The organism is Streptomyces sp. NPDC005803 (genome assembly GCF_040630435.1).
In the GTDB taxonomy this organism is placed as follows: Bacteria; Actinomycetota; Actinomycetes; order Streptomycetales; family Streptomycetaceae; genus Streptomyces.
The window spans coordinates 178334-201914 of record NZ_JBEXXO010000005.1 but is presented as its reverse complement, the minus strand read 5'-3'; the positions used below and the strand labels follow the sequence as shown (position 1 = coordinate 201914).

At 72.3% G+C, this 23581-nt stretch carries 18 protein-coding genes; 14 read left to right on the top strand and 4 right to left on the bottom strand.

Going from position 1 to position 23581, the window contains the following annotated elements; translation table 11 throughout:
* Window positions 1–246 precede the first annotated feature (246 nt).
* On the bottom strand, window positions 247–513 hold the full coding sequence (gene rpsT, locus ABZ454_RS09825) for a 30S ribosomal protein S20 (RefSeq protein WP_266778644.1): 267 nt from the start codon (window positions 511–513) through the stop codon (window positions 247–249).
* 214 nt (window positions 514–727) lie between these two features.
* On the opposite strand from rpsT, the gene lepA reads away from it, so the two are divergent.
* The 4 genes from lepA (at window position 728) to hemW (ending at window position 8262) form a co-directional block, all read left to right on the top strand.
* Window positions 728–2602, top strand: coding sequence for a translation elongation factor 4 (lepA, locus tag ABZ454_RS09820; RefSeq protein ID WP_356319120.1), 1875 nt, complete (start codon window positions 728–730; stop codon window positions 2600–2602).
* Window positions 2603–2929: 327 nt separating this feature from the next.
* The gene (locus ABZ454_RS09815; RefSeq protein WP_359536946.1) at window positions 2930–4819 is read left to right on the top strand and encodes a long-chain fatty acid--CoA ligase; all 1890 of its coding nucleotides are present in this window, start codon (window positions 2930–2932) and stop codon (window positions 4817–4819) included.
* Between the two features lie 257 nt (window positions 4820–5076).
* A complete protein-coding gene (locus ABZ454_RS09810; RefSeq protein ID WP_359537134.1) occupies window positions 5077–6978 on the top strand; it encodes an ATP-binding SpoIIE family protein phosphatase in 1902 nt (633 codons plus the stop codon).
* 51 nt (window positions 6979–7029) lie between these two features.
* A complete protein-coding gene (hemW, locus tag ABZ454_RS09805) occupies window positions 7030–8262 on the top strand; it encodes a radical SAM family heme chaperone HemW (RefSeq protein ID WP_359536944.1) in 1233 nt (410 codons plus the stop codon).
* Window positions 8263–8270: 8 nt separating this feature from the next.
* Here the strand turns inward: hemW and ABZ454_RS09800 are convergent, their stop codons facing one another.
* Together ABZ454_RS09800 and ABZ454_RS09795 are read right to left on the bottom strand one after the other, a co-directional pair.
* Window positions 8271–9092, bottom strand: coding sequence for a DUF3097 domain-containing protein (locus ABZ454_RS09800; protein WP_356319117.1), 822 nt, complete (start codon window positions 9090–9092; stop codon window positions 8271–8273).
* A gap of 25 nt (window positions 9093–9117) precedes the next feature.
* Window positions 9118–9849 (bottom strand): MBL fold metallo-hydrolase, encoded by a 732-nt coding sequence (locus tag ABZ454_RS09795; protein ID WP_359536942.1) that lies wholly within the window; start codon window positions 9847–9849, stop codon window positions 9118–9120.
* 185 nt (window positions 9850–10034) lie between these two features.
* Between ABZ454_RS09795 and hrcA the strand changes: the two genes are divergently transcribed.
* The 9 genes from hrcA to ABZ454_RS09750 all read left to right on the top strand — a co-directional run bounded on the left by hrcA (window position 10035) and on the right by ABZ454_RS09750 (window position 20689).
* Window positions 10035–11051 (top strand): heat-inducible transcriptional repressor HrcA, encoded by a 1017-nt coding sequence (gene hrcA, locus ABZ454_RS09790; protein WP_356319115.1) that lies wholly within the window; start codon window positions 10035–10037, stop codon window positions 11049–11051.
* Window positions 11052–12188, top strand: a complete 1137-nt coding sequence (gene dnaJ / locus ABZ454_RS09785) for a molecular chaperone DnaJ (RefSeq protein ID WP_356319114.1) — start codon at window positions 11052–11054, stop codon at window positions 12186–12188.
* A gap of 278 nt (window positions 12189–12466) precedes the next feature.
* Window positions 12467–13540 carry a nitronate monooxygenase gene (locus ABZ454_RS09780; protein WP_356319113.1) on the top strand — a complete coding sequence of 358 codons (1074 nt, stop codon included), beginning with the start codon at window positions 12467–12469 and terminating at the stop codon, window positions 13538–13540.
* On the top strand, window positions 13537–14283 hold the full coding sequence (locus ABZ454_RS09775; protein WP_359536939.1) for a 16S rRNA (uracil(1498)-N(3))-methyltransferase: 747 nt from the start codon (window positions 13537–13539) through the stop codon (window positions 14281–14283). The genes ABZ454_RS09780 and ABZ454_RS09775 overlap by 4 nt, the downstream gene beginning before the upstream one ends.
* Window positions 14284–14355: 72 nt before the next feature.
* Window positions 14356–14895, top strand: a complete 540-nt coding sequence (locus ABZ454_RS09770; RefSeq protein WP_359536937.1) for a hypothetical protein — start codon at window positions 14356–14358, stop codon at window positions 14893–14895.
* Between the two features lie 112 nt (window positions 14896–15007).
* Window positions 15008–18223, top strand: coding sequence for a S41 family peptidase (locus tag ABZ454_RS09765; RefSeq protein WP_359536935.1), 3216 nt, complete (start codon window positions 15008–15010; stop codon window positions 18221–18223).
* Window positions 18224–18386: 163 nt separating this feature from the next.
* Entirely contained in the window at window positions 18387–18746 is a 360-nt protein-coding gene (locus ABZ454_RS09760; RefSeq protein ID WP_359536933.1) for a histidine triad nucleotide-binding protein, read from the top strand.
* 8 nt (window positions 18747–18754) lie between these two features.
* Complete coding sequence (locus tag ABZ454_RS09755; protein ID WP_359536931.1) at window positions 18755–19663, top strand: ribonuclease Z; 909 nt, start codon at window positions 18755–18757, stop codon at window positions 19661–19663.
* Window positions 19664–19696: 33 nt separating this feature from the next.
* Window positions 19697–20689, top strand: a complete 993-nt coding sequence (locus ABZ454_RS09750) for an adenosine deaminase (protein WP_359536929.1) — start codon at window positions 19697–19699, stop codon at window positions 20687–20689.
* On the opposite strand, the gene ABZ454_RS09745 is transcribed toward ABZ454_RS09750, so the two are convergent.
* Complete coding sequence (locus tag ABZ454_RS09745; protein ID WP_359536928.1) at window positions 20653–22008, bottom strand: MFS transporter; 1356 nt, start codon at window positions 22006–22008, stop codon at window positions 20653–20655. The two genes, ABZ454_RS09750 and ABZ454_RS09745, sit on opposite strands and share 37 nt — an antisense overlap.
* Window positions 22009–22378: 370 nt before the next feature.
* Here ABZ454_RS09745 and ABZ454_RS09740 point away from each other — a divergent pair, with 370 nt between their 5' ends.
* Window positions 22379–23491, top strand: a complete 1113-nt coding sequence (locus ABZ454_RS09740; protein WP_359536926.1) for a PfkB family carbohydrate kinase — start codon at window positions 22379–22381, stop codon at window positions 23489–23491.
* The last annotated feature ends 90 nt before the right edge of the window (window positions 23492–23581 follow it).

Here is a 23581-nt window from a genome sequence, read left to right as displayed (position 1 = left end):
CCCAGCACCGTCATCACCGGACGGGCTGCTCCTGGCCGAGCACCGAGCACCGTTCGTAGCCCCCCACGCGCGCCATGACGAAGGCCCCGGTCGTCCCCCTGGGGAGGGGGACGACCGGGGCCTTCGATACGCGCTTGGTGCGCCGCACCCGCGTGGCGAACGCAGGTTCGGTGTGCGGCGCGGGGTGCCGGTCAGGAGCGGGAGAGAGGGCCCGCTGGGTCCGTTCCGGCGATCACATCAGAATGCTCAGCCCTGGAGGGTGGCAACCTTGGTGGCCAGCGCCGACTTCTTGTTGGCGGCGGCGTTCTTGTGGATGACACCCTTCGAGACAGCCTTGTCGAGGGCACGCGAAGCGTCGCGAACGGCCACGGTGGCCTTCTCGACGTCGCCCGCGACAACGGCCTCACGGGCCTTGCGGATCGCGGTCTTGAGCGAGGACTTGACGGCCTTGTTACGCAGGCGCGCCTTCTCGTTCGTCTTGTTCCGCTTGATCTGGGACTTGATGTTCGCCACGAAAGAGCCTTTTCAGGTTCGTTGGATCTTCGATGTGTGTCCTTGCGGCCCGAGAGCCACGAGGCACAGCTGTCCACGGTACCAGTCACACTCCGACCGGCCCAAACCGGTCTTCGCCCCGCAGGCGTGGGACGATGGAGGCTACGTACAGATCCGACCGACCCGACATCGACCCGAGACACGGCGTTCGGCGTCTCAAGAATCAGGACCCTGCGTGCCCGCGACTCCTCTCCACGTGCCCGAGCCGAGCCGTACCGACCCGGCGCTGATCCGCAATTTCTGCATCATCGCGCACATCGACCACGGCAAGTCGACCCTTGCCGACCGGATGCTCCAGCTGACCGGTGTGGTCGACCAGCGGCAGATGCGCGCTCAGTACCTCGACCGGATGGACATCGAGCGCGAGCGTGGCATCACCATCAAGTCCCAGGCGGTACGACTGCCCTGGGCGCCCACGACCGGCGAGGGCCAGGGCAGCACCCACGTCCTCAACATGATCGACACCCCGGGACACGTCGACTTCACGTACGAGGTCTCCCGCTCGCTCGCCGCCTGCGAGGGCACGGTCCTGCTGGTCGACGCCGCGCAGGGCATCGAGGCCCAGACGCTGGCCAACCTCTACCTGGCGATGGAGAACGACCTCACCATCGTCCCGGTGCTCAACAAGATCGACCTGCCGGCCGCCCAGCCCGAGAAGTTCTCCGAGGAGCTGGCCAATCTCATCGGCTGCCAGCCCGAGGACGTCCTCAAGGTCTCCGCGAAGACCGGTGTCGGCGTGGACGCGCTGCTCGACCGGGTGGTCAGGGACGTCCCCGCGCCGGTCGGCAAGGCGGACGCCCCGGCCCGGGCGATGATCTTCGACTCGGTCTACGACGCGTACCGCGGAGTCGTCACGTACGTCCGCGTCGTCGACGGCCAGCTGAACAAGCGCGAGCGCATCCGGATGATGTCGACCGGAGCGACCCACGAGCTGCTGGAGATCGGGGTCTCCTCCCCGGAGATGACCCCGTCCGACGGCATCGGCGTCGGTGAGGTCGGCTACATCATCACCGGTGTGAAGGACGTCCGGCAGTCCAAGGTCGGTGACACGATCACCTCGCTGAGCAACGGGGCGACCGAGGCGCTGGGCGGCTACAAGGACCCCAAGCCGATGGTGTTCTCGGGTCTGTACCCGCTGGACGGATCGGACTACCCGGACCTGCGCGAGGCGCTGGACAAGCTCCAGCTCAACGACGCCGCGCTGGTGTACGAGCCGGAGACCTCCGCCGCGCTCGGGTTCGGTTTCCGCGTCGGTTTCCTCGGCCTGCTGCACCTCGACGTGGTCCGCGAGCGGCTGGAACGCGAGTTCGGCCTCGACCTCATCGCCACCGCCCCGAACGTGGTCTACCGCGTCGAGATGGAGGACGGGACCGAGCACACCGTCACCAACCCGAGTGAATTCCCCGAGGGCAAGATCGACAAGGTGCACGAGCCGGTCGTCCGGGCCACGGTCCTGGCGCCCAGCGAGTTCATCGGCGCGATCATGGAGCTCTGCCAGCAGCGCCGCGGCACGCTCCTCGGCATGGACTACCTCTCCGAGGACCGCGTCGAGATCCGCTACACCCTGCCGCTCGCCGAGATCGTCTTCGACTTCTTCGACCAGCTGAAGTCCAAGACCCGGGGCTACGCCTCGCTCGACTACGAGCCCACCGGCGAGCAGTCCGCCCAGCTCGTCAAGGTCGACATCCTGCTGCACGGCGACAAGGTCGACGCCTTCTCCGCGGTCACGCACAAGGACAAGGCGTACGCGTACGGCGTACGGCTCGTCGCCAAGCTGCAGAAGCTCATCCCTCGGCAGAACTTCGAGGTGCCGATCCAGGCGGCCATCGGCTCCCGGGTCATCGCCCGTGAGACCGTCCGCGCCATCCGCAAGGACGTCCTCGCCAAGTGCTACGGCGGTGACATCTCCCGTAAGCGGAAGCTGCTGGAGAAGCAGAAGGAAGGCAAGAAGCGGATGAAGATGGTCGGCAACGTGGAGGTGCCGCAGGACGCGTTCATCTCCGTGCTGTCGACCGACGAGTCCGCCGGAGAGGCCAAGGCCAAGAAGTAGTACGGAGGCGTGGAGGGGCACGGAGACGTGGCCGTCTATTCCTACCGACCGGTAGACAAACGGGTCTCCGCATCGCAGAACGCTGCGGCGCGGGGGCCCGTTCGTTATGAAGCGGCGTCCGATTGCCCCTTACGCGGGGCGCGCGGGCGCTTTACCCTGATCACGGCTTCGTAGTTACTCGCCAGTTAAACAAGCGGGATCCCGCACGCGTGGACACGCAGGGTCCAGTACGCCCGAACACGCAGGATCCAGCACGCAGACGTCAGCGGAGAGCACACCCCAACCAGCAGCCCGTCGTGAAGCAATGCCGCAGGCCCGGAGGATGTCGTGAGCGACACACAGACCATGATCGAGAACCGTCCGCCCTCCGTGGCGACCCTTTTCATCGACCGGGTGGCGGCCACCCCGGACGGGGAGGCCTACCGCTACCCCGTTCCCGCGGCCGCCGGCCAGGGTCCTGACGAGTGGAAGTCGCTCAGCTGGGCGCAGGCCGCCGAGCGCGTCTACGCCGTGGCGGCCGGGCTGATCGCTCTGGGCGTGCAGCCGGAGGAGCGCGTCGCGCTCGCCGCGAGCACCCGGGTCGAATGGATCCTGGCCGACCTCGGCGTCATGTGCGCGGGCGCCGCGACCACCACGATCTACCCCTCGACGAACGCCGAGGAGTCGGCGTTCATCCTCTCCGACTCCGAGAGCCGGGTGCTGATCGCCGAGGACGCCGTACAGCTGGCCAAGGCCCGCGAGTGCCGTGACGAGCTGCCGCACCTCGCGCACGTCGTCGTCATCGACGCCGAGGGCGCCGGACCGGCCGAGGGCGACCCGGAGGGCTGGGTGCTCTCGCTGGCCGACCTGGAGGCACTGGGCGCCCAGCACCTGGCCGAGAACCCGGAGGCGATCCGCGCGCGGGTCGACGCCATCACCCCCGAACAGCTCGCGACCCTCATCTACACCTCGGGCACCACCGGCCGCCCCAAGGGCGTACGGCTGCCGCACGACAACTGGTCGTACATGGCCAAGGCCACCGTCTCCACCGGCCTGATCACCAAGGACGACGTCCAGTACCTCTGGCTGCCGCTCGCGCACGTCTTCGGCAAGGTGCTCACCTCCGGGCAGATCGAGGTCGGCCACGTCACCGCCGTCGACGGCCGGGTCGACAAGATCATCGAGAACCTGCCCATCGTCCAGCCGACGTACATGGCGGCCGTCCCCCGCATCTTCGAGAAGGTCTACAACGGCGTCGCGGCCAAGGCCCGGGCCGGCGGCGGGGCCAAGTACAAGATCTTCCTCTGGGCGGCCGGGGTCGCCCGCGAGTACGCGAAGGTCTCCCAGGACAACTTCCGGCGCACCGGCATCGCCTCGGTGCCCTTCGCGCTCGGCGCCAAGCACAAGGCCGCCGACGCCCTCGTCTTCGCCAAGATCCGCGAGGCGTTCGGCGGACGGCTCCGCGCCTGCGTCTCCGGCTCCGCCGCACTCGCCCCCGACATCGGCTTCTTCTTCGCCGGCGCCGGGATCCACATCCTGGAGGGCTACGGCCTCACCGAGTCGAGCGCGGCCTCCTTCGTCAACCCGGGCGAGGCCTACCGCACCGGCACCGTCGGCAAGCCGCTCCCCGGAACCGAGGTCCGGATCGCCGACGACGGCGAGATCCTCCTGCGCGGCCCCGGCCTGATGCAGGGCTACCAGGGGCTTCCGGACAAGACGGCCGAGGTGCTGGAGGCCGACGGCTGGTTCCACACCGGCGACATCGGCGAACTGTCCGTGGACGGCTATCTGCGGATCACCGACCGCAAGAAGGACCTGATCAAGACGTCGGGCGGGAAGTACATCGCGCCGGCCGAGGTCGAGGGCCAGTTCAAGGCGGTCTGCCCGTTCGTCTCCAACATCCTGGTGCACGGCGCGGACCGTAACTTCTGCACCGCGCTCATCGCCCTCGACGAGCCGACCATCCTCGGCTGGGCCGCCGAGAACGGCATGGAGGGCAAGTCGTACGCGGACGTCGTGGCGTCCCCGAAGACCGTCGAGCTCATCGACGGGTACGTCAAGCGCCTCAACGAGGGACTGCAGCGCTGGCAGACCATCAAGAAGTTCCGGCTGCTCCCGCGTGACCTCGACATCGAGCACGGCGAGGTCACGCCCAGCCTCAAGCTGAAGCGCCCGGTCGTCGAGCGCGCGTACAAGGACCTGATCGAGGACATGTACGCGGGCTCCCGCGAGGCGTAACGGCGGCCCGGGGCCCCGCCCCGCAGCGGTCGGCGCCGCCGCTCCCGCCGCCCGTCACCGGCCCCCCGCGCCCCGCGCGGGGGGCCGGGCCGTCGTCCCGGGCACCCCGTTCTCCAGAAACTTCGGTAACTCGACGCGTATGCGAGGGGCCGATCTGTCACTCTGTCCGTGTCGTCAGCGGCGCTTAGAGGGTCCGTCTTAACGGAGAACAGGCAGAGCGAGAACAGGTCAGGAGCCGCCCTGTGGGGTCCATTCCCTTGCAGCGGGACATCGTGCAACGTCCCGGAACCACTGGCGCGTCCACGGGCGCACAGCCCGTCGCCCGCACGAGCCTGCCCGGCAACCTGCTGGCGCCCTCCGCGGCCCGGCAGTTCGTCGCGGCGGCGCTCGCCGAGTGGAGCGGGCTCGGGCTGCCCGCTGCCGTGGGCTTCAGCGAGCGGCTGTCCGACGACGCGTCGGTCATCGTCAGCGAACTCGTCACCAACGCCGTCGTGCACGCCGGGACCCATGTCGAACTGCTCTTCCGGCTGGAGGAGGCGACCGAGGACGAGGCCTCCGCGCTGGTCCTGGAGGTCTCCGACCACCACCCGGCCCGCGCCGTGCGCAGCGACCGCCCCGAGAACGGCTCCGGGGACGGGGAGGGGCCGGGGGAGCCCGCCGAGTACGGGCGCGGCCTGGAGCTCGTCGCCACCCTCGCCGAACGCTGGGGCATCACCTACCGCACCGGCCTCAAGACCGTCTGGGCCCGCCTCCCCGTCGACGACTGGAACCCCTTCCCCGACGCCCCGGAGGCCGGATTCCAGCACGGGCTGCGCGCCGCCGAACTGCTCGCCCCCACCGCCCGCCGCGCCGTGCGCGACGGCGGGGACTGGGCGGGCCGCGGCGCGCTGTCGTTCCTCGCCGAGGCCTCGGACCTGCTGGCCGGCCAGCTCGACGAGGACATCGTGGCCGCCCTCGCCGGACAGTTACTCGTGCCCCGGCTCGCCGACTGGTGCGCGATCTGGCTGGAGCCCGAGACCGCCGGCCGGGCGGCCGTCCCGCGGCTCGCCAAGGTCTGGCACGTCGACGAGGCCCGCATCCAGCCGCTGCGCACCCTGCTGGAGGGTGACCCCCTCCGGCTTCCCGAGCGGGTCGGGACCGGCCCCGTCTCGATGCCGTGGCCCGGCGGCGCGGAGGACGGCGGGCAGCCGGACGGGACCGAAGGCGTCACGCTCGCCTACCGGATCACCTCGGGCGGCCGCACCCTGGGCGCCGTGCTCCTCGGACGCGGAGGCATCGCCCGCGTCCCCGACGAGGTCACCGCCCTGATCGAGGACTTCGTACGCCGGGTGGGCCTCGCCGTGGGCGCGGCACGCGCCTACACCCGGCAGGCCACCATCAGCCGCATCCTCCAGCGCGGACTGCTGCCCAGCAAGGTCGCCGAGATACCGGGAGTCGCCAGCTCCCTGGTCTACGAGCCCAGCGACGACGGGGTGGTCGGGGGTGACTTCTACGACATCTTCCCGTGCCCCGGCGACCGCTGGTGCTTCGTCCTGGGTGACGTCCAGGGCAGTGGTCCCGAGGCGGCCGTCGTCACCGGGCTCGCCCGCCCCTGGCTGCGCCTGCTGGCCCGGGAGGGCTTCCAGGCGGGGGAGGTCCTGGTCCGCCTCAACCGGCTGCTCCTCGACGACGCGATGGAGGCCGCCGAGGCGGCCGCGCTCATGGTCGCCGCCGCCGGCGGCCAGCACTCGGCGGACACCGGTCAGTCCCGGTTCCTGTCCCTGCTGTACGGGGAGCTCGTGCCGCTGCCGGGCGGTGGCGCGCGCTGCACCCTGGCCAGCGCCGGTCACCCCCTGCCCCTGCTGCTGCGGCCCGACGGCACGGTGCGGCCGGCCGCCCGCCCGCAACTGCTCCTCGGCGTCATGGACGACGCCGTCTACGAGACCCAGAGCTTCGACCTGGCCCCCGGCGACAGCCTCCTCTGCGTCACCGACGGGGTGACGGAGCGCCGCTCGGGTCCGCTGATGTTCGACGACGGGGACGGGCTGGCGGAGGCCCTCTCCGGCTGCGCCGGGCTGAACGCGGAAGAGATCGCGGAGCGCATCAAGCGGGCCGTGCACGCCTTCGCCGAGCGTCCGCCGGACGACGATCTGGCGCTGCTGGTCCTCCAGGCCCAGTAGCGCGACCGGGCGTGGCGTCCGCCGGCCGGGCGGCGCGCGACAATGGGCGGTATGCCTTCCGTACTGCCCGATGGTGAACCCGTACCCGACGACGGGGCGCTGCCCCGCCACGCCCTGGAAGGCGCCGCGACCCGGCCCCTCGGCTTCTATCTGCACGTGCCGTACTGCGCGACCCGCTGCGGCTACTGCGACTTCAACACCTACACCGCGACCGAGCTGCGCGGCTCCGGCGGGGCGCTGGCGTCCCGGGACAACTACGCCTCCCACCTCGTCGGCGAGGTCCGCCAGGCCCGCAAGGTCCTCGGCGACGACCCCCGCCAGGTCCGTACGGTCTTCGTCGGGGGCGGGACGCCGACGCTGCTGGCCGCCGCCGACCTCGTACGGATGCTGGCGGCCATCCGGGAGGAGTTCGGCCTCGCGGACGACGCCGAGATCACCACCGAGGCCAACCCCGAGTCCGTCGGGCCCGCCTACCTGGCCGAGCTGCGCGAAGGCGGCTTCAACCGGATCTCCTTCGGGATGCAGAGCGCCCGGCAGCACGTCCTCAAGATCCTCGACCGCACGCACACCCCCGGCCGGCCCGAGGCCTGTGTCGCCGAGGCCAGGGCGGCCGGCTTCGAGCACGTCAACCTCGACCTGATCTACGGCACCCCGGGGGAGTCCGACGACGACTGGCGCGCCTCCCTCGACGCGGCGATCGGCGCCGGCCCCGACCATGTGTCGGCGTACGCCCTGATCGTCGAGGAGGGCACCCAGCTGGCCCGCCGGATCAAGCGCGGCGAGATCCCGATGACGGACGACGACGCGCACGCCGACCGCTACCTCATCGCGGACGAGGCGATGGCCGCGGCCGGCTTCTCCTGGTACGAGGTGTCGAACTGGTCCCGGACGCCCGAAGGCCGCTGCCTGCACAACGAGCTGTACTGGCGTGGAGCCGACTGGTGGGGCGCCGGACCCGGCGCGCACAGCCACGTCGGCGGCGTGCGCTGGTGGAACGTGAAGCACCCGGGGGCGTACGCACAGGCGCTGGCCGAGGGGCGCTCGCCCGGCGCGGGCCGCGAGATCCTCTCGGCGGAGGACCGGCGGGTCGAGCGCATCCTGCTGGAACTGCGCCTCGTCGACGGCTGCCCGCTGGCGCTGCTCGCCCCGGCCGGTCTCGCGGCGGCGGGCCGGGCGGTGGCGGACGGGCTGCTGGAGCCCGGCCCGTTCGCGGACGGGCGGGCGGTGCTGACCCTGCGCGGGCGGCTGCTGGCGGACGCGGTGGTGCGGGACCTGGTGGACTGAGCGCAGGCCTACTCGGGAGGGGCCGTCACGAAGTCGATCAGCTCCTCCACCCGGCCCAGCAGCTGCGGCTCCAGGTCCCGGTAGGAGCGGACCGTCGACAGGATCCGCTGCCAGGCCGCACCCGTGTTCTCCGGCCACCCCAGCGCGCGGCACACCCCCGTCTTCCAGTCCTGGCCGCGCGGCACCACCGGCCACCCGGCGATCCCGACGGAGGACGGCTTCACGGCCTCCCACACGTCGATGTACGGGTGGCCCACCACCAGCACGTTCGCGTCCGAGATCCGCGCCGCGATCCGGGACTCCTTGGAGCCCGGCACCAGGTGGTCCACCAGGACCCCGAGCCGCGCGTCCGGGCCCGGTGAGAACTCCCGCACGATCGCCGGCAGGTCGTCGATGCCCTCCAGGTACTCGACGACCACGCCCTCGATGCGCAGGTCGTCGCCCCAGACCCGCTCCACCAGCTCGGCGTCGTGCCGGCCCTCCACGTAGATCCGCCCGGCCCGTGCCACCCTCGCCCGAGCCCCGGGCACCGCCACGGAACCGGAGGCCGTCCGGCCGGGCCGGGCCGGGCCGCCCGCCGACGGGCGCACCAGCGTGACGACCCGGCCCTCCAGCAGGAAGCCGCGCGGCGTCATCGGGAAGACCCGGTGCTTGCCGAAGCGGTCCTCCAGGGTCACCGTCGGGCCCTCGGCCGTCTTCTCGCAGCGGATCACCGCACCGCAGAAGCCGGTGACGGCCTCCTCCACGACCAGATCCGGGTCGGCGGGCACCTCGGGAGCGGGGGCGGACTTCTTCCACGGCGGGGTCAGGTCCGGCTGGTAGCTGCGCATCGGACGACGATAAGCGGGGAGCGGCCTACGACACGCCGAACCGGGCAGCGAGATCATCGCGTTGGGCCCGGACGAACGCGGCGTCCACGACCGCCCCGTGCCCCGGCACGTACAGCGCGTCCTCGCCGCCCAGCGCCAGCAGCCGGTCCAGCGCCGCCGGCCAGCGCGCCGGGAAGGCGTCCGGGCCCGCCTGCGGCTCGCCGGACTCCTCCACCAGGTCGCCGCAGCACACGATCGCGGGGGAGCCCGAGGCGGCGGGCACCAGCACCGCCAGATCGTGACCGCTGTGCCCCGGGCCGACGTTCACCAGCACCACCTCGCGCCCGCCTCCCAGATCGAGTGCCCATGAGCCGCACACCTCGTGATGCGGCGCCACCAGCACATCGGCGGACTCGGCCGCATCGTGCTCGGCCAGGCCGTGCCGCACCGCGTCGGCGTGCAGCTCGTCCGCCCCACGCCGCAGCAGGTCCGTCAGGCCGGCCGCGCCGTACACCTGCGCCCCGGCGAAGGCGGCCGTGCCCAGCACATGATCGAAATGGGGGTGGCTGAGTGCGATATGCGTCACCCTCCTGCCGAGCAGAGACTCCGCCTGACCGCGCACTTCGACCGCTTCACGGAGTGACGACCCGGTATCGCAGAGCAGCGCTCCGTCCGTCCCGGCCACCAGGACGACCGAGGCATCCCACACCGGAAGGCGTCTACGGCCCACTCCGTGTCCGAGTCGCTCCCAGCCGAACTCTTCCCAAGCGGCGTCCATACGGCGACGCTATCGGCAACGACCTGCGCAGTCACGCGGTAGCGTGGCCGGTCGCCCTTGCTAGGGGGCCACCCCGTCGCCGTACACTGGCCGGGGGATTGCTGGCACTCGTACGCACAGAGTGCCAGGGCAGGACCCGGGAACGGCCCGAGAACCACCGAGGTACACAGCTGGAGGTGTGCGCGATGCTCAGCGAACGCAGACTCGAAGTGCTGCGCGCCATCGTCCAGGACTATGTCGGCACCGAGGAGCCCGTCGGCTCCAAGGCGCTCACGGAGCGGCACAAGCTGGGGGTCTCCCCGGCCACCGTCCGCAACGACATGGCGGTGCTGGAGGACGAGGGCTTCATCGCCCAGCCGCACACCAGCGCGGGACGCATCCCGACGGACAAGGGCTACCGGCTCTTCGTCGACAAGCTCGCGGGGGTCAAGCCCCTGTCGTCGCCGGAGCGCCGTGCCATCCAGAATTTCCTCGACGGCGCGGTCGACCTCGACGATGTCGTGGGGCGGACCGTACGGCTGCTCGCGCAGCTGACCCGGCAGGTCGCCGTCGTGCAGTACCCCTCGCTGACCCGCTCGACGGTGCGGCACGTGGAACTGCTGTCCCTGGCCCCCGCCCGGCTGATGCTCGTGCTGATCACGGACACCGGCCGGGTGGAGCAGCGGCTGGTCGACTGTCCCGCGCCGTTCGGTGAGGCGTCTCTCGCCGATCTGCGGGCCCGGCTCAACAGCCGGGTCGTGGGACGCCGCTTCGCGGACGTCCCGCAGCTGGTGCAGGACCTGCCGGAATCCTTCGAGAGCGAGGACCGGGGAACCGTGTCCACCGTGCTCTCGATCCTGCTCGAAACCCTCGTCGAGGAGACGGAGGAGCGGCTGATGATCGGCGGCACCTCCAACCTCACCCGCTTCGGGCACGACTTCCCCGTGATGATCCGGCCGGTGCTGGAGGCATTGGAGGAGCAGGTCGTGCTGCTGAAGCTGCTCGGCGAGGCCAAGGACTCGGGCATGACCGTACGTATCGGGCACGAGAACGCCCACGAGGGGCTCAACTCCACGTCCGTCGTCGCGGTCGGCTACGGTTCGGGCGACGAGGCAGTCGCCAAACTCGGCGTGGTCGGACCGACCCGCATGGACTACCCCGGAACGATGGGAGCGGTACGCGCAGTGGCACGTTACGTCGGACAGATCCTGGCGGAGTCGTAAGTGGCCACGGACTACTACGCCGTACTCGGCGTGCGCCGCGACGCTTCTCAGGACGAGATCAAGAAGGCCTTCCGGAGGCTCGCCCGCGAGCTGCACCCGGACGTGAACCCCGATCCGAAGACCCAGGAGCGGTTCAAGGAGATCAACGCCGCTTACGAGGTGTTGTCGGACGCTCAGAAGAAGCAGGTCTACGACCTCGGCGGCGACCCGCTGTCCGCCTCCGGAGGCGGTGGCGCGGGCGGATTCGGACAGGGTGGCTTCGGCAACTTCTCCGACATCATGGACGCGTTCTTCGGTACGTCGTCGCAGCGCGGACCCCGTTCGCGCACCCGTCGCGGCCAGGACGCCATGATCCGGCTGGAGATCGACCTCTCCGAGTCGGCCTTCGGCACGACCAAGGACATCCAGGTCGACACGGCCGTCGTCTGTACGACCTGCAACGGCGAGGGGGCCGCACCCGGCACCTCCGCCCAGACCTGCGACATGTGCCGCGGCCGCGGCGAGGTCTCCCAGGTCACCCGGTCGTTCCTCGGCCAGGTCATGACCTCGCGGCCCTGCCCCCAGTGCCAGGGCTTCGGTACGGTCGTGCCGACCCCGTGCCCGGAGTGCGCCGGTGACGGCCGCATCCGCTCGCGGCGCACGCTCACCGTGAAGATCCCCGCCGGTGTCGACAACGGCACCCGCATCCAGCTCGCGGGCGAGGGCGAGGTCGGCCCCGGCGGCGGCCCGGCCGGCGATCTCTACGTCGAGATCCACGAGCTGCCGCACGCCGTGTTCCAGCGGCGCGGCGACGACCTGCACTGCACGGTCACCATCCCCATGACGGCGGCGGCCCTCGGCACCAAGGTGCCGCTGGAGACGCTCGACGGCCTCGAGGAGGTCGACATCCGGCCGGGCACCCAGTCCGGTCAGTCCGTCCCGCTGCACGGGCGCGGCATCACGCACCTGCGCGGCGGCGGGCGCGGCGACCTGATCGTGCACGTCGAGGTGATGACCCCGACCAAGATGGACCCGGAGCAGGAACGCCTCCTGCGCGAGCTGGCGAAGCTGCGCGGCGAGGAGCGGCCCACCGGGCAGTTCCACCCCGGGCAGCAGGGTCTGTTCTCGCGTCTGAAGGACGCGTTCAACGGCCGCTAGTGCCGCGGCAGCCAAGGTTCGCCCCGTCGCGACGCCATGCACGCACTCTCGCCGCACCGGCCGAAAGTCCAAGTACGTCCAGTACGAGGACTTCCGGTCGGCACGCCGAGAGCACGCACCTGACGCCGCTCCTACCGGGCAAACCTTGACTGACGCGGCACTAGACCCGCGCGACGACGCCGTACGGGCCCGGTCTCCGGGCCCGTACGGCATTGCGGACAAATCCTGGCAGCGGGGTGCCCATCACGGGACAAGGAAGGACATGACACGATGCGGTCATGTCCTCCGCGTTGACCGATCTCTGCCGGTATCCGATCGTGCAGGCCCCGATGGCGGGCGGAACCTCCTGTCCGGAGCTCGTCGCGGCCGTCGCCGAGGCCGGCGGGCTCGGCTTCCTGGCCGCCGGGTACAAGACGGCGGACGGCATGTACAACGAGATCAAGCAGGTGCGCGGGCTCACCGGCCGGCCCTTCGGCGTCAACCTCTTCATGCCGCAGCCGAACCTCGCCGACCCGGCCGCCGTCGAGGTGTACCGGCACCAGCTGGCGGGCGAGACCACCTGGTACGAGACCCCGCTCGGTGAGACCGACGCCTGCGGTGACGACGGCTACGAGGCCAAACTCGCCATCCTGCTGGAGGACCCCGTCCCGGTCGTCTCCTTCACCTTCGGCTGCCCCTCCCGCGACACCCTCGACGCCTTCGCCGCGGCGGGTACCTACACCGTCGTGACGGTCACCTCCGCCGAGGAGGCCCAGGCCGCGCAGTGGGCGGGCGCCGACGCCGTCTGCGCCCAGGGCGTGGAGGCGGGCGGCCACCAGTCCACGTTCCGCGACGATCCCCAGGCCGACGGCGCCGGCACCGGGCTGCTCTGCCTGGTGGCCCAGGTCCGCGAGACCGTGCAGATACCCGTCATCGCCGCCGGTGGGCTGATGCGCGGCTCCCAGATCGCCGCGGTGCTGGCGGCGGGCGCCGATGCCGCTCAATTCGGCACCGCCTTCCTGGCCTGCCCCGAGTCGGGCGCCCACCCGCTGCACAAGCAGGCCCTGACCAACCCGCTGTTCGTGCGCACCACCCTGACCCGGGCGTTCTCCGGCCGCCCGGCCCGCGGCCTGGTCAACCGCTTCGTGCGTGAGCACGGACCGTACGCCCCCGCCGCCTACCCCCAGGTCCACCACCTGACAGCCGCGCTGCGCAAGGCGGCGGCCAAGGCGGGGGACGCGCAGGGCATGGCACTGTGGGCGGGGCAGGGACACCGGATGGCGCGCGAGCTGCCCGCGGGCCGGCTGGTCAGGCTGCTCGCCGAGGAACTGGACGCCGCACGGGCGGCCGTGAGCACAAGGAGCACACAGTGACGGCACCCGTCTTCGTCGTCGATGAGATGCCTCAGGGCCCCGGGTTCGTCCTGGAAGGGCCGGAGGGGCGGCACGCCGTCTCGGTGAAACGCCTGCGCGCCGGTGAGGACGTCGTCCTGACGGACGGCCGGGGCCGTTGGGCGGAGGGCGTCGTGACGGCCGCCGAGGGCAAGGACCGGCTCGTCCTCACGGATCTGGAGTCCATCTGCGAGGAACCCCGTCCCGGTGTGCGGATCACCGTCGTCCAGGCGCTGCCCAAGGGGGACCGGGGCGAGGTCGCCGTCGAGACGATGACGGAGACCGGCGTCGACGCGATCGTGCCGTGGCAGGCCGCGCGCTGCATCACCCAGTGGAAGGGCGACCGCGGCCTCAAGTCCCTGGCGAAGTGGCGCAACACGGCCCGCGAGGCCGGCAAGCAGTCGCGCCGGGTGCGGTTCCCGGACGTGGCGGACGCGATGACGACCCGACAGGTTGCCGCACTTCTGGCCACGGCCGACTTCGCGGCCGTACTCCACGAGGACCGCGGGTACGACAGTGAGCCGCTGGCCACCGTCGGGCTGCCCGAGGAGGGCGAGATCGTGCTGGTCGTCGGCCCCGAAGGCGGCGTCTCGCCCGACGAGTTGGCCGTGTTCGCCGCCGCCGGCGCCCGGACCTGCCGGCTCGGGCCGACCGTGCTGCGCACCTCGACGGCGGGGACCGCGGCGACCGCACTGCTGCTGGGGCGCACGGGCCGCTGGTCATAGCCCCTTCCTGCCGGGACAGTTGTGGCCACAAGCGGACTACCGCCGCGCCAGGAGCGGTGGGAAGCTGCCCTTATGGGGACATCAAGGGCATGGGGTCGCCGAGCGACCCGTCGCTTTCCGGCCGCGATCTGCCTCGCGGCCACCGCCGTCGCGGGCCTCGTCGCCTGCGAACCCGCGGACGGGCTGAACACCGCGTCCGTCGCCGTGACCACCGACCGCACCGCCACCCGCGCCCTGGAACACGAAGGCGTCGACGTGGAGTGGCTGACCTGCACGGCGAGCATGGGCGGGGGCGGCGCGAAGGCCTCGTCCCCCGAGGCCGGTCCGGCCACCGCCTCCACGCGTCGCCTCGCCGACGTCGACTGCGACGGCAGGACGAAGGACGGCCGGGACCTCACTGTTTCCGGCCAGGTCCGGCAGGCGGTCGACGGCCGGTGCGTCCGCGGGGACCTGACCGCGAAGGCCGCGGGGCGGACGGTGTTCCGGGCCAGCCTGCTCGGCAACTGCGACGCGCCGCCCTCGACCCCCGCGCCCGGCGCGGGGGGAGGGGGAGGGGCCCGGCCGACGGTCACGGTGACCGTCACGGTCACCGAGCAGCCGCAGGGCAAGTGAGGCGGCCCGCCCCGCCGTTGCCGGATCTTCCGAGTGCGCCGGAGACCGACCGTACGGCGGACTCCGGCCAACCCCGTTCCGCCGGCCACGACCGCGGCCTAGGGTGATCCATGTGACACAGCCTTCCTACCTCCGGTATCCCCATGTCCAGGGCGACTCGATCGCCTTCACCGCCGAGGACGATGTCTGGCTCGCGCCGCTCGACGGCGGCCGAGCCTGGCGTGTCAGCGCCGACAACCGTCCCGTCACCCAGCCCCGGATATCTCCCGACGGCACCCGCGTCGCCTGGACGTCCACCCGGGACGGGGCACCCGAGGTACATCTGGCTCCCGTCGACGGCGGCCCCTCCCGGCGGCTGACCCACTGGGGCGACGCGCGGACCACCGTGCGCGGCTGGACGCCCGACGGCGACGTGCTGGTCACCAGCACGCAGGGGCAGGTCTCGCTCCGGCGCAGCTGGGCCCGGGCCGTCCCGGTCGACGGCGGTCCCGCCCGGACCCTCCCGTACGGACCGGTCGGCTCCCTGGCGTACGGCCCCGACGGACGCGTCCTGCTGCTCTCGGCCACCATGGGGCGCGAGGCCGCCACCTGGAAGCGCTACCGGGGCGGCACGGCCGGAAAGCTCTGGATCGCGGCCGAGGGGGACCCGGCGGAGTTCGTACGCCTCCACGAGGAGATCGACGGCAACATCGAGTGCCCCCTGTGGGTGGGCGACCGCGTCGCCTTCCTCTCCGACCACGAAGGCGTGGGCGCGCTCTACTCCTCCCTCCCCGACGGCGCCGACCTGCGCCGGCACACCGGCGTCGAGGGCTTCTACGCGCGGCACGCCACCACCGACGGCACCCGCGTCGCCTACGCGTCCGCCGGTGAACTGTGGCTCCTGGACAGCCTGGAGGGCGACGAGCCCCGCCGCCTCGACATCCGGCTCGGCGGCCAGCGCGCCGACCTCCAGCCCCACCCCGTGCACGCCGGCAGCCACCTGCACGCCGCGTCCCCCGACCGCACCGGCCGCGGCAGCGCCGTCGGGTCCCGCGGCGCCGTCCACTGGGTCACCCACCGCGAGGGCCCGGTCCGCGCGCTCGCCGTCGAACCCGGCGTACGGGCCAGGCTGCCCCACACCTTCCAGGCCGACGGCGACCAGTACGTCGTCTGGGTCACCGATGCCGAGGGCGACGACGCGCTGGAGTGCGCCCCCGCCACCGGGACCGGACCCGGCGCCGTCCCGCGCCGCCTCGCCGCAGGCCGGATCGGCCGGGTCCTCGACCTGGCCCCGGCGCCCGACGGCAGCCGGTTCGCGGTCGCCGCCCACGACGGACGCGTCCTGATCGTCGAGCGGGAGAGCGGCGAGGTCCACGAGGTGGACCGCAGCGAGAACGGTGACGCCTCCGGGCTCGTCTTCTCGCCCGACTCCGCCTGGCTCGCCTGGTCGCACCCCGGTCCCGAGCCGCTGAGTCAGCTCAAGCTCGCGCACCTGGCCGATCTGTCGGTCTCCGAGGCGACCCCGCTGCGGTTCAGGGACTTCGCGCCCGCCTTCACCTCCGACGGTAAGCACCTGGCCTTCCTCTCCGAGCGGGCCTTCGACCCCATCTACGACTCGCACGTCTTCGACCTGGCGTTCATCGGCGCCTGCCGGCCGCACCTGCTCACGCTCGCCGCGACCACCCCGTCCCCGTTCGGGCCGCAGCTCCACGGCCGCCCGACCGAGAAGGAGAAGGGCGGAGACGGCGAGGACAACCCCACGGCGCTCCCGGTCACCCGCATCGACCTGGACGGCCTCGCCGACCGGATCGTGCCGCTTCCCGTCGAGGCCGCCAGCTACTCCTCGCTGCGGGCCGCCAAGGACGGGCTGCTGTGGCTGCGCCACCCGGTGACCGGGGTGCTCGGCACGAGCGCGGCCACCCCCGACGCCCACGGCCCCGAGCCCGTCCTGGAGCGGTACGACCTGGAGAAGCTGCGCTGCGAGGAGCTCGCCTCCGACATCAGCCGGTTCGCGGTCAGCGGCGACGGCAGGCGACTGGTCCTGCACAGCCACGGCAAACTGCGCGTCGTCCCCTCCGACACCCGGGTGTCCGGGAGTTCCGACGACGACGGCGACGACGGCAACGTCACCGTCGACCTCTCCCGCATCCGCCGCACCCTCGACCCGGCCGCCGAATGGCGGCAGATGTACGACGAGGCCGGCCGCATCATGCGGGACAACTTCTGGCGTCCCGACATGGGCGGCATCGACTGGGACGGCGTCCTGGACCGCTACCGGCCCGTCCTGGAGCGCGTCGCCACCCACGACGACCTCATCGACCTGCTGTGGGAGGTGCAGGGCGAACTCGGCACCTCGCACGCCTATGTGACCCCCTCCGCCGGATGGCGCGACGACTCCACCCGGCAGGGACTGCTCGGCGCCGACCTCTCCCGCGCGGACGACGGGAGCTGGCGCATCGACCGCATCCTGCCGTCCGAGACCTCCGACCCCGCCGCCCGTGCGCCGCTCGCCGCGCCCGGCGTCGCCGTCCGTCCGGGTGACGCGATCGTGGCCGTCGACGGCCACCCCGTCGACCCCCTCACCGGCCCCGCGCCGCTGCTCACCGGCTCGGCCGGCAAACCCGTCGAGCTGACCGTCTCGCCGGTCGACGGCGGCGACCCGCGCCACGTCGTCGTCGTGCCGGTCGCCGACGAGGAGGCGCTGCGCTACCACGCGTGGGTCGCCGACAGGCGCGCCTACGTGCACGAGAAGTCCGGCGGGCGCCTCGGCTACCTCCACGTCCCCGACATGGTCGGCTCGGGCTGGGCGCAGATCCACCGCGACCTGCGCACCGAGGTCCCCCGCGAGGGCCTGGTGGTGGACGTACGGGAGAACCGCGGCGGCCACACCTCGCAGCTGGTCGTGGAGAAGCTGGCCCGCCGTATCGTCGGCTGGGACCTGCCCCGGGGCATGCGGCCCGCCAGCTACCCGGGCGACGCGCCGCGAGGGCCCGTCGTGGCCGTCGCCAACGAGTTCTCCGGCTCGGACGGCGACATCGTGAACGCGGCGATCAAGGCGCTGGACATCGGCCCCGTGGTCGGCGTACGCACCTGGGGCGGCGTGGTCGGCATCGACAGCCGGTACCGGCTCGTCGACGGCACGCTGGTCACCCAGCCCAAGTACGCCTTCTGGCTGGAGGGCTACGGGTGGGGCGTCGAGAACCACGGCGTCGACCCCGACGTCGAGGTCGTCATGACGCCGCAGGACCACGCGGCGGGCCGGGACCCGCAGCTGGACGAGGCGATCCGCATCGCGCTGGAGTCGCTCACCCGGACCCCGGCGAAGGCGCCGCCCGGGCTGCCGGAGTGACGTGGGGGCCCGGGGTTGTGCCCCGGGCCCCGCGCTCCGAACGCGGCAGTCAAGCCCCTCCGGCGGGGGAACGGCGGGTGTCCCGGGGCTGAGCCCCCGAAAACACCCGCGCCCCGCCCGCTAGGCTGCCCCGTAACGGATCACCGCGACAGAGGAGCGCCCCATGGCAGGAGAACCGCAGCCCGACTGCCTGTTCTGCAAGATCGTCTCGGGTGAGATCCCGGCCACCATCGTCCGCGAGACCGACACCACGGTCGCCTTCCGCGACATCAACCCCCAGGCCCCCACCCACGTCCTGGTCATCCCCCGCGTCCACCACCCCGACGCCGCTACCCTCGCCGTCGCCGAGCCGCAGATCCTCGCCGACGTGCTGCGCGAGACCGGCCACGTCGCCGCCGACGAGAAGGTCGACGAGAGCGGGTACCGGGTCGTGTTCAACACCGGCGTCGGAGCCGGGCAGACCGTCTTCCACGCGCACGCCCACGTCCTGGGCGGCCGCGGCCTCCAGTGGCCCCCCGGCTAGCGCACACCGTGTCCGCACGTGAACTCGTCGTCCTCGGCACCGCCAGCCAGGTTCCGACCCGGCACCGCAACCACAACGGCTACCTGCTGCGCTGGGACGGCGAGGGCATCCTCTTCGACCCCGGCGAGGGCACCCAGCGCCAGATGCTGCGGGCCGGTGTCGCCGCGCACGACATCGACCGGATCTGCGTCACGCACTTCCACGGCGACCACTCGCTCGGCCTGGCCGGGGTGATCCAGCGGATCAACCTCGACCAGGTCCCGCACCCCGTCACCGCGCACTACCCGCTCAGCGGGCAGCACTTCTTCGACCGGCTGCGGTACGCGACCGCCTACCGCGACTCCGTCGAGCTGACCGAGGCGCCGGTCGCGGCCGACGGACCGCTGGCCACCACCGGCACGTACACGCTCAGCAGCCACCGGCTCTCGCACCCCGTCGAGTCGTACGGCTACCGGCTGGCCGAGCCCGACGGGCGGCGCATGCTGCCCGCGAAGCTCGCCGAGCACGGCATCGCGGGACCGGACATCGGCCGGATCCAGCGCGAGGGCGCGCTCGGCGGTGTCACCCTCGACGACGTCTCCGAGCACAGGCGCGGACAGCGGTTCGCGTTCATCATGGACACCAGACTGTGCGACGGCGTGTACGCACTCGCCGAGGGGTGCGACATGCTGGTCATCGAGTCGACCTTCCTCGACGAGGACGCGGGCCTGGCCGCCGACCACGGCCACCTGACCGCCGGACAGGCGGCCCGGGCCGCGCGGGAAGCGGGCGTGCGGCACCTCGTGCTCACGCACTTCTCCCAGCGCTACCCGGACCCGGACGTCTTCGAGACCCAGGCCAGGGTGGCCGGGTTCGAGGGCGAACTGACCGTCGCCCAGGATCTGATCCGCGTTCCGGTACCGAGCCGTCACCCCTGACAGACAGCACCACCTGCGTAAGTGAGAAACACCGTGCACCTCCCCAAAGCAGAACTCCACCTCCACATCGAAGGAACCCTCGAACCCGAGCTGGCCTTCGCGCTCGCCGCGCGCAACGGCGTGCCGCTGCCCTACGCGGACACCGAGGAGCTGCGCACCGCCTACCTCTTCGACGACCTGCAGAGCTTCCTCGACCTGTACTACGCGCTGATGGCGGTGCTGCGGACCGAGGACGACTTCGCCGAACTCGCCGACGCCTACCTCGCCCGCGCGGCAGCCCAGGGGGTGCGCCACGCGGAGATCTTCTTCGACCCGCAGGCGCACACCGCCCGCGGTGTGCCCCTCGGCACCGTCGTCGAGGGACTCGGCCGGGCGCTGGAGCACAGCGAGGAGAAGCACGGCGTCTCCACCCAGCTGATCATGTGCTTCCTGCGCGACCTGCCGGCCGAATCGGCGCTGGAGACGCTGGAGGCCGCGAAGCCGTATCTGTACCGGATCAGCGCCGTCGGCCTGGACTCCGCCGAGGTCGGCCACCCGCCCGCCAAGTTCCGCGAGGTGTACGCCGCGGCCGAGGCGCTCGGACTGCGCAAGGTCGCCCACGCGGGCGAGGAGGGGCCGCCCGCGTACATCAGCGAGGCGCTCGACGTGCTCGGCGTGGAGCGCATCGACCACGGGCTGCGCTGCCTGGAGGACCCGGAGCTGGTGAAGCGGCTGGTCGCCGACCGGGTGCCGCTCACCCTCTGCCCGCTGTCCAACGTGCGGCTGCGGGCCGTCGACACGCTGGAGGAGCACCCGCTGCGCGCCATGATGGACGCCGGACTGCTCTGCACGGTCAACTCCGACGACCCCGCCTACTTCGGCGGGTACGTCGGGGACACCTTCCACGCCGTCCACGAGGCGCTCGGCCTGGAGCGTGAGCAGCTGCGCACCCTGGCCCGCAACTCCTTCGAGGCGGCCTTCCTCGACCACGACGAGGAGCGCCGGGCGCGCTACCTGTCCGAGGTCGAGGCGTACGCGTTCGACTGACCGGCGCCCGACGGGCCGGCCGTCCGGAACGCACTCCTGACCAGGCGCCTGCGGCGCAGCACGGGCAGGCTGATCTCCGTGACGGCCTGCTCGGGCGCGCCCAGCTTCGGCACGGCCCCGGGCACCGCGCCGGTGGTGACCGCGAGCAGGGCCGCCGGAGCGCCGCCCCTGCGCCGCACCGAGCCCGGAACCAGCGGACGGCCACCGGTGTGCAGGGCCACCGCCGTCACCGGGACCGCGACCAGCAGGGTCGCGGCGCCCAGGATCAGCCCCATCACCGGGAACCCGGCCCCCTCGGACAGCACACTGCCGAGCACCGGACCGCAGGCCACGCCGACCGACGAGGCCGAGCCCGCCAGGACCGCCCAGCGCCCGCGCACGTCCAGGGACGCGGCCAGTCCGATCAGATACGACAGGACCACCGGGTAGACGGTGTTCCAGAGGATCTCCCCGGTCGCGAACGACCCGAGGCTCCCCGCCGACGAGCTGAGCACGATGCTCGCCGCGATGACGACGGTCCCCAGCCCGATCGGCACGGCCCGCCCGAGCCGGGCCCCCAGCACCCCGGCGCCCATCACCCCGAGCAGACCGGCACCCAGCGCGGCGGCGAACACCGCGCCGATGGTGACCTCGGAGAGGCCGACCTGGTCCACGCCGATGCGGCTGCTGACCCCCCACAGCGCGTTCTGCGCCATGGACCAGACGAGCATGCCGCCCGCCAGCACCAGACCCGAGCGGCGGTGCGGCAGCCGTCCCGACGCCGGGACGGCCGGACCGGCCGGGGCAGGACTGCCGAGCCGGGAGGTGGCCGGCCAGACGAGCAGCGCGACCAGCGCGATCGACGCGAACGGCAGCCGGTGGCCGCCCCCCAGGTGCGGGATCGTCAGGTACAGGGCACCCGCGGTCGCCGAGACGCTCAACAGCCCCAGGGACGAGGTCCGGTGCGGGTCACGCTGGGCGGCGATGCCCGCCGCGGCCACCGCGGTCGCCGTACCGGAACCGAAGCCGCCGATCACGGCGCCCAGGACCACCAGCGGCACCGAACCCGCCAGGGCGGCGCAGCCGTACCCCAGCACGGCCAGGGCCAGCCCGAGCCGCGCCGGTCTGCGCGGCCCGTACGTCTCGACGCGACCCGCCAGGCAGAAGCCGGCCGAGGCCGAACTCAGCAGCAGGGCGCTGCCGACCAGGCCGGCCTGGGCCGTGGTGAGGCCCAGATAGACGGAGAGCCGTCCCACGATGGTGGGGAGGAGATAGGCGGCGAGGTAACCGGCGGTGAACACGGCGACCAGAGGCCACGCGGCGCGAGGGCGCGAGGACATGGGCGTTCCTGAAGACATGCCGAAGGAGGCGGCGAAGGCAGAGGGGGGTCATGCGGGAAAGGCGGAGAACGAGAGAATGCGAGACCTGCGAGAAAAACGGAGAATGCGGGGAGTCGGCACACTCGTCGGGTAAGTCGCCGCCGGTGGTCGCGGGCCAATTTGTATCAAGTGCTCCCGGTCTACCGAAAGGCGACCCGGTGTGATCTGAGTCACGTATGCGTTTGGCGTTCCTCCACGCGGGTAACAGCGGCTGTTTGCGCAGGTCAGCCTCTGTGTACGCGAACCCGTCGCAGGCCCCGGCGCGGGCCCGGCCGACGCGGACGGGAATCGGGCAGACTGGCCCGGAACCGTCACGACCGGGGAGTGCAAGGTGAGCGCTGACATTCCAGACATCGACCCGCTGGACGGCCTGCGCGCACCGCAGGACCCCGACTGCGACGTCTTCCTCACCGGCACGGTCTTCCTCGACATCATCTTCACCGGCCTGGACAGCGCCCCGGTACGCGGCACCGAGTCCTGGGCGCGCGGCATGGGGTCAAGCCCCGGCGGGGTCGCCAACATGGCCACCGCGCTGGCCCGTCTCGGCCTCCACACCTCGCTCGCGGCGGCATTCGGCGACGACCACTACGGCGAGTACTGCTGGGACGCCCTCGAACAGGGCGAAGGCATCGACCTGTCCATGTCGCACACCGTCCGCGGCTGGCACTCCCCGGTGACCGTCTCGATGGCCTACGAGGGCGAACGGACGATGGTCTCGCACGGTCACGAGGCCCCGCCCCCGCCCGCCTCCACGCCCCCGGGAGCCGCCACCGCCGCCTTCCCCCGCTGCCCGCCCCGGGCCCGGGCCGCCGTCGCCTCGCTCGTCCCCGGCCGCGGCGAACCCTGGGTCGCCGCCGCGGCCCGCCAGGGGGCCGTGGTCTTCGCCGACGTCGGCTGGGACGAGACCGGCCGCTGGGACCTGGACGGGCTGACCGACCTGGAGCACTGCCAGGCCTTCCTCCCCAACGCCGAGGAGGCCATGCGCTACACCCGCACCGACTGCCCCCGCGCCGCCGCGCACGCCCTCGCCGAGCGGGTCCCGCTGGCCGTGGTCACCCTCGGCTCCGAGGGCGCGTACGCGGTCGACGCGGCCACCGGGACGACCGCCGAGGTCCCCGCGATCGAGGTCGAGGCCCTGGACCCGACCGGCGCCGGGGACGTCTTCGTCGCCGGTTTCGTCACCGGCACCCTCGCCAACTGGCCGCTCGCCGACCGCCTCGCCTTCGCCGGTCTCACCGCGGCCCTCTCGGTCCAGGAGTTCGGCGGCTCGCTCTCGGCCCCCGGCTGGGCGGAGATCGCCGCCTGGTGGCAGCGGATCCGTACCGTCACCGGCCAGGACCCGGCCGCGCTCCAGCGGTACGCCTTCCTCCAGGACCTGCTCCCGGCGGCCGCCCGCCCCTGGCCGCTGCGCCGGGCCGTGCCGACGATCGGCTTCCGTCCGTGACGTGGTGACCGCTTCCCGCCAGGGAAAACCTCTGGTGTTGTCCGTACGGAGTCGTAGGCTTGGTGCACACGAGGTTTTCGAGCAGCGAGA

Coding starts and splice junctions, on each gene's coding strand:
- hemW (WP_359536944.1), top strand. CDS start 7,030: ATGCCTTCCGTACTGCCCGATGGTGAACCCGTACCCGACGACGGGGCG.
- ABZ454_RS09800 (WP_356319117.1), bottom strand. CDS start 9,092: ATGCGCAGCTACCAGCCGGACCTGACCCCGCCGTGGAAGAAGTCCGCC.
- ABZ454_RS09795 (WP_359536942.1), bottom strand. CDS start 9,849: ATGGACGCCGCTTGGGAAGAGTTCGGCTGGGAGCGACTCGGACACGGA.
- hrcA (WP_356319115.1), top strand. CDS start 10,035: ATGCTCAGCGAACGCAGACTCGAAGTGCTGCGCGCCATCGTCCAGGAC.
- ABZ454_RS09780 (WP_356319113.1), top strand. CDS start 12,467: ATGTCCTCCGCGTTGACCGATCTCTGCCGGTATCCGATCGTGCAGGCC.
- ABZ454_RS09770 (WP_359536937.1), top strand. CDS start 14,356: ATGGGGACATCAAGGGCATGGGGTCGCCGAGCGACCCGTCGCTTTCCG.
- ABZ454_RS09760 (WP_359536933.1), top strand. CDS start 18,387: ATGGCAGGAGAACCGCAGCCCGACTGCCTGTTCTGCAAGATCGTCTCG.
- ABZ454_RS09745 (WP_359536928.1), bottom strand. CDS start 22,008: ATGTCCTCGCGCCCTCGCGCCGCGTGGCCTCTGGTCGCCGTGTTCACC.